The sequence below is a fragment of the Kitasatospora sp. NPDC057512 genome (assembly GCF_042802135.1).
Classification (GTDB): Bacteria; Actinomycetota; Actinomycetes; order Streptomycetales; family Streptomycetaceae; genus Kitasatospora.
Genome location: NZ_JBHVET010001250.1, coordinates 1 through 1276, shown reverse-complemented (window position 1 = coordinate 1276; position 1276 = coordinate 1). Strand labels below are relative to the sequence as shown.

The window sequence follows — 1276 nt, the reverse complement described above, 5'->3', positions numbered from 1 at the left end:
CACTCCACGACCGTCCGGAGGCGTCAGGCGGTCAGCTCGGGGCTCCACGTGACGCCCACGTTGCCGGCGCCCCAGTTGACGATGAGCTGGGTCTGGTAGACGTGGCCCGGGGTGGGGTTGGGGACCTGCGTGCCGACGTAGCGGGACCAGCCGAGCCCGCAGCCCGCCATCGTGTCCCACCGGTAGCCGGTGCTCCGGTCGTACAGGACCAGGTCGACGGTGCAGTTGGAGTTCGCGAAGTTGGTGTACGCGTCGGCGACCAGGGTGCTCCCGTTGACGCTGATGCACGCCTGCTGGGTGCCGCCGTTGCAGCCGCCGCCCGACGCCGCGAACGCGTTGCCCGCGCCGCCGACGGTGAACGTGCCGGCCAGTGCGGCGGTTGCCAGGGCCAGTGTCGACGCCCGTGCGATCCGCTTCGTGATCATTTTCAGCTCCTCGGAGGGGGCCGGCCCCGGTGGCCGGCGGTTGATCACGATCGGAGCGGGGTGTGGACAAGCGGTCGACGGGCGGTCGACGTTCGATGAACGGGCTGATCGGCCGCACCGGGACCCCGCGCACCGGGCGGCCGAAACACCCGTCAGCAGGAGAGGTTGCCGCCGCCCACGTCGGTGCCCAGGACGCCGACGAACTGCTTGTAGAGGTTGATCCGGCTGTTGCGCTGGTCCGGGTTCTTGCCGTCGCACTCCAGCGCGCCGTTGATGGTGCGGATGGTCTCGCCGAAGCCCTTGTTGTTGACGATGGCGTCGTGCGCCGTCATCCGGCCGGCGCCGCTCTGGGTGTTCCAGAACCAGAGCGCCGTCTTCCAGGACGTCGCCGGGTTCTTCTCGACCTGGTACGGGTCGCGCAGCAGGTCGATGCCCAGGGCGTCGCCGGCCGCCTTGTAGTTGAAGTTCCAGCTCAGCTGGAGCGGCCCGCGACCGTAGTACGCGGACTGCCCGGCCGGACAGCCGTACGACTGCGAAGTGTCGCAGTAGTGCGGGTAGTTGGCGGTGTTCTGCTCGACGATGTACTTCAGCCCGCCGGTCTCGTGGCTGACGTTGGCCAGGATGGCCGCCGCCTCGCGCTTGCGGGTGGCGGTGTCGCCGGTGGTGGTGAACTTCGGGTAGGCGCTCAGGGCGTCGGTCAGGCCCTTGTACGTGTAGAAGGCGTTCCGGTTCGGGAACATCTTGTTGAACTGGGCCTCGCTCACCACGAAGGAGCCGGCGGCGGAGGCCGGGGCGGTCTGCCCGGCGACGGCGAGGGTGCTCAGCACGGCGGCGGAGGCCGCCAGCGACAG

Annotated in this window: 2 protein-coding genes; both read right to left on the bottom strand. The window is 69.7% G+C overall.

The genetic code is table 11. The annotated features are described in order from the left end of the window. Window positions 1–23 precede the first annotated feature (23 nt). On the bottom strand, window positions 24–425 hold the full coding sequence (locus ACFU6K_RS39270) for a hypothetical protein (protein ID WP_380671502.1): 402 nt from the start codon (window positions 423–425) through the stop codon (window positions 24–26). Window positions 426–577: 152 nt separating this feature from the next. Then, on the bottom strand, window positions 578–1276 hold a 699-nt coding region (locus ACFU6K_RS39265), incomplete at its 5' end, for a chitinase (RefSeq protein ID WP_380671500.1).